Origin of the sequence: Paraburkholderia elongata (assembly GCF_013177735.1) — a bacterium.
GTDB lineage: Bacteria > Pseudomonadota > Gammaproteobacteria > Burkholderiales > Burkholderiaceae > Paraburkholderia > Paraburkholderia elongata.
In genome coordinates this window covers 1-7,025 of record NZ_WOEZ01000035.1, presented here as the reverse complement: position 1 = coordinate 7,025, position 7,025 = coordinate 1, and the positions used below count along the sequence as shown (strand labels likewise).

Here is a 7,025-nt window from a genome sequence, read left to right as displayed (position 1 = left end):
CAATCGTTCACTCATCATTCACTTTCCTCGAAAGGATCGCCGCGTAACATGGGGTGGTCATCATGCGTTGGTCCGGCCGATGCTCATGTTCACGACTGCCGTCGGCAGCGCATGCCGTTGTCGGAGATCAGGGCGGGAGGGTTGTGCGTTTTGCACGAAGCGCGGCAAGAATGCCCCTCTGGATATCGATGGGAGGCGGCGGGCAGCCCGGGATCGTAACGTCGACCGGCAGCAGACTCGACAGCGGCCCCCGCACGGCGTAGCTTTCCCTGAACATGCCGCCCGTGCAGGCGCACTCGCCGGTGGCAACCACCAGCTTCGGCTGAGGCGTTGCCTCGTAGGCCCGCAATACCGCTTCCTGCATGTTCAGTGTCAGCGGGCCGGTGACCAGCAGCATGTCGGCATGGCGGGGACTCGCGACGAACCTGATACCCAGACCTTCGATGTTGTAGTACGGATTGTTGAGCGCATGGATTTCCAGTTCGCATCCGTTGCAGGAGCCCGCGTCGATCTCGCGAATGCGCAGCGCCCGGCCTAGTACGTTGAGTATGTCCTGCTGGATCTGCTGGCTTTCGGTGCGCCATGCGTCATCGCTTTCCGGCACGCGATTTTCCGGCGTGCCGCTTCTCGCGATCTGTTTGAGAAGTTGCCACATTACAGGTCGTGTCCCGCGTAGTTCAGATTGAACGACTTGTTGATCAGCGGGAAATCGGGAACGATATTGCCGATGATCGCGTGCTCCAGAGCTGGCCAGTTCTGCCACGACGGGTCATGGCAGTGGCAGCGCGCAATGGTGCCGTCGGCTCCAGTCTCGATGGCGACCAACACATCGCCCCGCCAGCCCTCAATCCAGCCCACGCCGTAGGACGGCGCGCTGCCGTGTTCAATCCCGGAGGCAATCGCTCCGTCCGGCAGATCCGTGAGCAGGGCGCGGATCAGCCGGATGGACTCGTAGACCTCGCCGAAACGGACCGCGACGCGGGCCGCCACATCACCCCGGTCGTCGCTGACCATCTGCACCTGAACCTCATGGTAGGGCGCGTAAGGATGATCGACGCGCACGTCGATTTTCCGCCCGCTGGCACGCGCGACCAGCCCGCATACATCGAAGTGCTCTGCCACTTTGGCGGACAGTATCCCTGAGCCCGCGAAGCGATCCTGCAGTCCCGATTGATCGTCGTAGATACGCTGCATCACGCGAACCTGGGTGTTGATCCGCTCGCACTGCGTCAGCATCGCGGTGATGAAGCGCGGATCGATCTCCGTTGCCACGCCCCCAGGAACGATCTGATCCATCAGATAGCGGTGTCCGAAGACCCGGTCGTTCAGGCGCAGCCAGTCTTCCTTCAGGCGGGAAAACGTGGCCAACCCGTACGCGAACCCCGCGTCGTTGCCGAGCGCTCCAAGATCACCCAGATGGTTGGCAATGCGCTCGCGCTCGAGCAGCAGCGCGCGCAGCCACTGCGCGTGTGGCGGAATCTGCCCATTCAACGCGCGCTCGACCGCCATGCAATAGGCCCAGGCAAAGGCAACTGTGGTGTCTCCGGCGATGCGTCCTCCGAGACGGTGTCCGTCGAGCGCGGGCACGTGCTCGAACAGCCGCTCGATTCCCCGGTGCGCATAGCCCAGCCGCTCCTCGAGACGCAACACCTTTTCCCCGACGACCGAGAAGCGGAAGTGTCCCGGCTCGATCACGCCTGCGTGGATCGGGTCCACGGCGATCTCGTGGACGCCGTCCCCGGCGACCGGCACGAACGGATAGTCCGCTTCCTGGGATTGAAACCGCTCGGTCCCGGAGGACAATTTCTGCAACGGAAAGTAATCGGCAGGCCAGTTGCCATGATTCAGCCACGGCCGTGTATCTTCGGCGCCGATCGCACGCAGCCCGACGCTCGCTAGCCCGACGGAATTTTTCATCCGGGCCGAGCACAGCTACGCGAGCGCGCGCGATGCGCTGGGTCGTGGCGACGCCGGCGCGCTCAAGATGTTTCTGACGGAACTGAAGCCGCAGTAAACGGCGCGTTCTAACCGATAGCTAATGAACAAACGAGAGGGGCGGGAAGGGCCAGCCGTCCCGCAACGCCCACCACAATTGCTTCTCCTCTCGTGAAGACCTGGCCAACGCGAGCGAGACACGCGCTTCTATTAACGCCATCTGTTGATGCTCGTTGAGCGTCAACCGACCACCAGATTCACAATGAGAAGCAGCAACGCAATAAATGCGCCCACTGCAGCGATTGCAGCAATAACAACGACCACAGGATTCAGTTGCGTTGCGTCCGCTTCAAGATTTTTTCGTTTGTTGACACCGAGAAATGCCCAAAAGACCGCGCGGAACGCACGCACAACCTGGCCTTTGGCACTTTCAGCCATTCCTTGATCCTCCCTCAGAAATCACAAAATGAGCTAGTGAGATCGTCGCCATTCCTCTTCCTCGGCCTCTTCGGCGGACGCATCCACAAGCGTTTGGCCATGGATCACCATGCACTCGGCGCACGGTGCTTGCATCAAAATACGGCGATGCCCATGTCGCTGAAGGCACTGATCATGTTCTCAATAACGTGAGCTTGCGCAAGATGCTCCGGCCGGTAATTGTGATTTCCCCAGGCATCACAAAACCCCGCGCTGTTACAAGCTTGATCATCATGTTCAGGCTCGCGCTGCCACTTTCATTTTCGCCGGCGGACTGAGCCGACAGCACCGCAACACGGTGCGGAACTGCCTCGGGCACCTGCGTTCTCACAACGCTCGTCGTTACCAATTGCTCTGGATGGGACATCGGGGTTAGCGCAAGAGTTGGATCGCGAAGGCTGAGCGAGCGTCGAGGGGCACGGACGAACTGAATCGGTCCAGTCACAGAAGTCTCGTGGCGATCCGCAGCGGGTTCGAGCCTGCTGCATGCTGATCACTGAAACTCCCCTCGACCTCGACCAGCGCGAAGGTCGTGCGGCGATACCGTGAGGACAAGATCGCAGTGTACCGGCGTCGCTCGCGGGGCAACCGCGAGAGGTGCACCAGATTGAAGCCGCAATTACCCATAGTTGACTTCGTGTACCGTTCGATTCAACTGAACACCCCAATTTTCCTGCTGTCGCCCTGCTGCCTTGCGAAAAACAGATCGCGCAGGGATGCTGCCGGGCTGCGCAACCTAACCCTGCACGCAGGACAGTTGCATGATAATATCATTATCATGCTCTGTAAATGTGTTTGTTTGGAGGCATTGTCCCTGTACAGAGCTGTTCCGCCGTCCTGTCGATGCTCGCCGCGTACAGGTTGTGCGGAACCGCCTACCGGCGACTGCTTTCTCTAGATCATGCCGATGCGGAAACTCCGCGCGGGACTCGACTGACATCCGTCTCAAGCCGGGCTCAAATGGGACGGTTGTGAGCGCAATCTGACCGGAGCCCCGGAGGCAAGAGCGTTCGCCAGCGTCTGGCGCCGGTCATGCGCAGCGGTAAGCAACGTCGCTGTGCGTTATAGATGGGATATGTAGTGACGCCATCGAGACGACTATTTTGTCTCAATGGCATACATTTCCGTCGGCTCACCGACCAATCGGAATTCCGGTCGGGTCGATGTAACCCAGCCAATGTGCGACCCATAAACTGAGAAACAGGGTGATGGACAGCCCCACCCGCACTGCAAGCGACCAAGCCATCCGTCCGGTGCGTCCGCGGTCGTGGTTCATGAAATAAAGCGCAGAAATCAGGCTGCCGATGATCAGCGCGAATGCGATTGCTACGAGAACATCCTTCATTTCTGACTTCCTGACTGGTAAGGATCTGAATGAACTAGGGCAGCCAGCTTGCGTCGCTCCGCTACCACATCACTTGCGCCGGTCGCCGGCCATTCCAACGCGATCCCATCCTTCAGCGATTGGCGTGCGAGTGCCTGATAATCCCAATCATCAATCTGGTCATGCTTCATTGCACTGGCAATCTCACGTCGAAATTGTGGCGGAAAATCTGTATATGCGCTCGAAAGTGCTGCGTATTGTCGAGCATCGATTTCCTTCGACGCAGGTACGGAAGTCCAGATGACAACGCCAGCGATCGCAATCAGTGGCACTGCGGTATAACGAATTACGAACTTGGCCGGACTCATAAAATCTCACTATTCGCGATGACTAACTGAAGCTGGGTGATAGGGACTCGCTACTCCACGCATTCAAGTCACGAGTCTCGCGGATTCCCTCTGCGCAGGAAGCGCTTTCCACTTTCAATCGTATCTACCTCGTCGCGGAGGTGTAGCCGCACAGACGGGAGGACTTACCCAAATCTCAGGCGTCGATTCTCCAGCACACGTCCCCATGTGAAGGCCGAGCCAGACGCCTCCAGCCTAGACACTCGCCGTCTTTCAGGCGTCTGGCCGTTGCGGATAAACGGAGATCGCTTACCCAACTCATGGACCGCGCATGTGCCAGCAACGCTTGCCTCGACGGCAAATGATGCGTGTCCTTCCAGGCGAAGCCGACATAGTTCGCCCCCCCCATTGCACGAGACAGGCGCATATGAGATACCAAACACCGCTTCAAGTCTTTGCACGTGAAGCGGCAATCCTGGATCGTCGCCAGTGAAATTGACAACGAGTACGCCAGAATCCGTCAATCTCTCGCGGCACGTGGCAAAAAACTCGAAGTTCGCGCACTGGTCAGACATCCCGCGCGCGCCGAATGCGTCGAGCAGGATCACGTCTGTCGCTACAGCGGCGTCTCGCATGTACTCCGCTCCGTCGGCGCAAATCACCTTGAATCGATCATCATCCGCCGGTATCCGGAAAACGTCGCGCAGGGCGATGACCTCAGCGCTGATTTCGATTGCGGTAATAGTGGATTCGGGCAGGTGGCGATAGCAGTATTTCGCCAGCGATCCGCCACCTAGGCCGATCATGCATATGTGTTCGGGTTGGGGTTGGAGAAGTAGAAACCCCATCATCGTGCGCGTGTAGCCAAGAACGAGTTCGTCTGGCGACCTGCGCGACATCGAGCTCTGTATCGCAAAATGATCAAAATGCAACGATATCCCACGCTTCGTTTCCAGCACGAACGGCCGTCCGTCGTCCAGCGGGGTCGATAAAAACTCGACAAACGCATCATAAGATGCCCAATCATCACTCATCTCAAGCATTCATCCTGGCAGCTGAAACGATCTGATATCGAGGCCTAACTTGCTCGGGCGACGGCCGTGATACCTGTCATACGCACCTGATCAGACCTTCCTCAGATAGCACGCCTTAAGCATGAAACTGCCCGCGTCCATCCTGCAGTCCACTTCGTGATCACCTTCCACCAGACGAATGCTCTTGACGCGGGTGCCCACCTTCAGTGTGATTGAGGAGCCTTTGACGCGCAGATCCTTTACCAGAACCACCGAATCTCCGTCTGACAGGGCATTCCCATTTGCGTCCCTGATAACGTTCATCTCCGGCAGGTCGTCCGACGCCTGCATCGAGTGGGGCGACCATTCGTGACCACAATCAGCGCAGACATTTAGCGTGCCGTCAGGGTAGGTGTTCTCCTGGGCACAGTTTGGACACGGCGGTACATCCGACATACATTCTCCCTTCAAGTTATTCGAAGCGTGCAAGAAACCAATGCGTGAGCCGCTCGCATCGTCCCACCCGGCCACTTAGAGCGACGTTTCGATACACACATTCTATTATAATAGAACTCGACTATAATTACACTTTCCAAGGAAAACGTCAGTTACGTCCTGACCTGGCGTTGCTGAACACAACCGGAACCGGCCCGACGAGGACATCACCATGTTTGATCTGGACGGAGTATTGCTATCACCTGACCGTCGACCCACTTCGCTGGGGGAGCAGATGGGTAGCCGCGGAATTGTCGTCGTTGGCGTGGGCGAAGGCGGGGGCGTGGCTTCGAGATGGTCTGTCGGTTCAACTGCATTGAAAAACAATTGGTGAAGGCAGGTGTCAATCTGGTCCTGATCTACCCGAAGGCATCCTCGCGACACGTGCTGGACTCACTGTCCGTCGCAAGTAGCCGCTTCCAGGGCGGCCCCGTTTTCCTGCTCGACGGGGAAGGACATTTGTTCCGACGGCCGCAGCAGGCGCGCTCGTTGAGCTTTGCGCACATGGATCGCGGCCTGCGACTGATCGCCGCAGCGAACATCGATCTGCAGGACAACGCATGGGCCGATTTGCTGCAGACATTCCTGTCCAGCCCCCTGGAATCCGACGGGTATCCAGCAATACAGATTGATTGTCACCGCAGTACGAGGTCAGATTCACAGTGCCCGCCTTGAAAAAGCTTTCCAAACGGGGCCCGGTATGCGGGCGTGCCGTCTCCGCGGATCTTCCGGGCGCGGTTGTGCTCGGGTCCAAGGATCATCTGTCATCATCGTTCTTGCGGAGAGTCGCCCCAGCAACCTGCTTGCGTTTGCCTGGAAAGGCAATGCTTCCATTCCACTTCTCAGAACATTAGCCCGACGCGTCGCACTCCAGATGGGCGACGGTCGCATAGACCGTCTGGACGCGGCCGGACGCATCAGCAAAGCCTGGCAGCGCAGTCCGGCGACGCTGAACCTCTCGAGCTGCTCGTGAAACACCTCATCCGTCGCTCTGCGGCAGATCGCAACACCGTGAAGATGTCATGAACGACGAAAACAGACCGGACACGCGCAACCTTTCCCCGTCGGCCATGTGGGCGCTCCAGTACCTTGCCGAAATCCGCTATGGCCGGGGGTGCCCGCCCTTGGATGGGCGGTGACCCGAGAACTCATCAGCGCCGGATTCGTTAGCTATGGCGCAACGGGACGAACCAGCTTGTCGATTACCCTCGCAGGCGGGGCGTTCATGAAAAACCGCGCCTCACCTTTGCGGCTGACACAAGACACAATTGCAACGGCATGGCGCAAGCGGCCGCCAGGGGGCTAATCTGAGATTCCGCCGCGAGATAGGCAAGTTTCCTTTGTGATTCAAGCGCCTGGCTTGAAGTCGGGGTTTGGTTTTCTGTCTACGGGCGGATCGCCTGGACGAGCGCGAGAGCACGTTCGTGCCAGGGC

General features: G+C 58.6%; 7 protein-coding genes and 1 pseudogene. 1 reads left to right on the top strand and 7 read right to left on the bottom strand.

The features are described 5' to 3' along the window. Positions 1-127: 127 nt before the first annotated feature. The 7 genes and pseudogenes from GNZ13_RS06435 to GNZ13_RS06405 all read right to left on the bottom strand — a co-directional run bounded on the left by GNZ13_RS06435 (position 128) and on the right by GNZ13_RS06405 (position 5,552). Entirely contained in the window at positions 128-655 is a 528-nt protein-coding gene (locus GNZ13_RS06435) for an NADH-quinone oxidoreductase subunit B family protein (RefSeq protein ID WP_172161545.1), read from the bottom strand. Beyond that, the gene (locus tag GNZ13_RS06430) at positions 655-1,917 is read right to left on the bottom strand and encodes a hydrogenase large subunit (protein ID WP_407945609.1); all 1,263 of its coding nucleotides are present in this window, start codon (positions 1,915-1,917) and stop codon (positions 655-657) included. Before GNZ13_RS06430 ends, GNZ13_RS06435 begins: the two co-directional genes overlap by 1 nt. A gap of 258 nt (positions 1,918-2,175) precedes the next feature. Beyond that, positions 2,176-2,373: a DUF2970 domain-containing protein gene (locus GNZ13_RS06425; protein ID WP_172161543.1), complete on the bottom strand. Its 198-nt coding sequence runs from the start codon at positions 2,371-2,373 to the stop codon at positions 2,176-2,178. Positions 2,374-3,544: 1,171 nt separating this feature from the next. After that, positions 3,545-3,757, bottom strand: a complete 213-nt coding sequence (locus tag GNZ13_RS06420; RefSeq protein ID WP_137958864.1) for a twin transmembrane helix small protein — start codon at positions 3,755-3,757, stop codon at positions 3,545-3,547. Continuing rightward, complete coding sequence (locus tag GNZ13_RS06415; protein ID WP_172161541.1) at positions 3,754-4,104, bottom strand: hypothetical protein; 351 nt, start codon at positions 4,102-4,104, stop codon at positions 3,754-3,756. The genes GNZ13_RS06420 and GNZ13_RS06415 overlap by 4 nt, the downstream gene beginning before the upstream one ends. Positions 4,105-4,279: 175 nt before the next feature. Then, positions 4,280-5,117, bottom strand: a pseudogene (locus tag GNZ13_RS06410) (spermine/spermidine synthase domain-containing protein). 90 nt (positions 5,118-5,207) lie between these two features. Further along, positions 5,208-5,552, bottom strand: coding sequence for a zinc ribbon domain-containing protein YjdM (locus GNZ13_RS06405; protein ID WP_172161539.1), 345 nt, complete (start codon positions 5,550-5,552; stop codon positions 5,208-5,210). Between the two features lie 366 nt (positions 5,553-5,918). On the opposite strand from GNZ13_RS06405, the gene GNZ13_RS06400 reads away from it, so the two are divergent. Continuing rightward, positions 5,919-6,266, top strand: coding sequence for a hypothetical protein (locus GNZ13_RS06400; protein WP_172161537.1), 348 nt, complete (start codon positions 5,919-5,921; stop codon positions 6,264-6,266). Positions 6,267-7,025 lie beyond the last annotated feature (759 nt).

What these genes read in the sequence shown, in the direction of transcription:
- GNZ13_RS06435 (WP_172161545.1), bottom strand. Translation starts at nt 655, where the DNA reads ATGTGGCAACTTCTCAAACAGATCGCGAGAAGCGGCACGCCGGAAAAT.
- GNZ13_RS06430 (WP_407945609.1), bottom strand. Translation starts at nt 1,917, where the DNA reads ATGAAAAATTCCGTCGGGCTAGCGAGCGTCGGGCTGCGTGCGATCGGC.
- GNZ13_RS06425 (WP_172161543.1), bottom strand. Translation starts at nt 2,373, where the DNA reads ATGGCTGAAAGTGCCAAAGGCCAGGTTGTGCGTGCGTTCCGCGCGGTC.
- GNZ13_RS06420 (WP_137958864.1), bottom strand. Translation starts at nt 3,757, where the DNA reads ATGAAGGATGTTCTCGTAGCAATCGCATTCGCGCTGATCATCGGCAGC.
- GNZ13_RS06415 (WP_172161541.1), bottom strand. Translation starts at nt 4,104, where the DNA reads ATGAGTCCGGCCAAGTTCGTAATTCGTTATACCGCAGTGCCACTGATT.
- GNZ13_RS06405 (WP_172161539.1), bottom strand. Translation starts at nt 5,552, where the DNA reads ATGTCGGATGTACCGCCGTGTCCAAACTGTGCCCAGGAGAACACCTAC.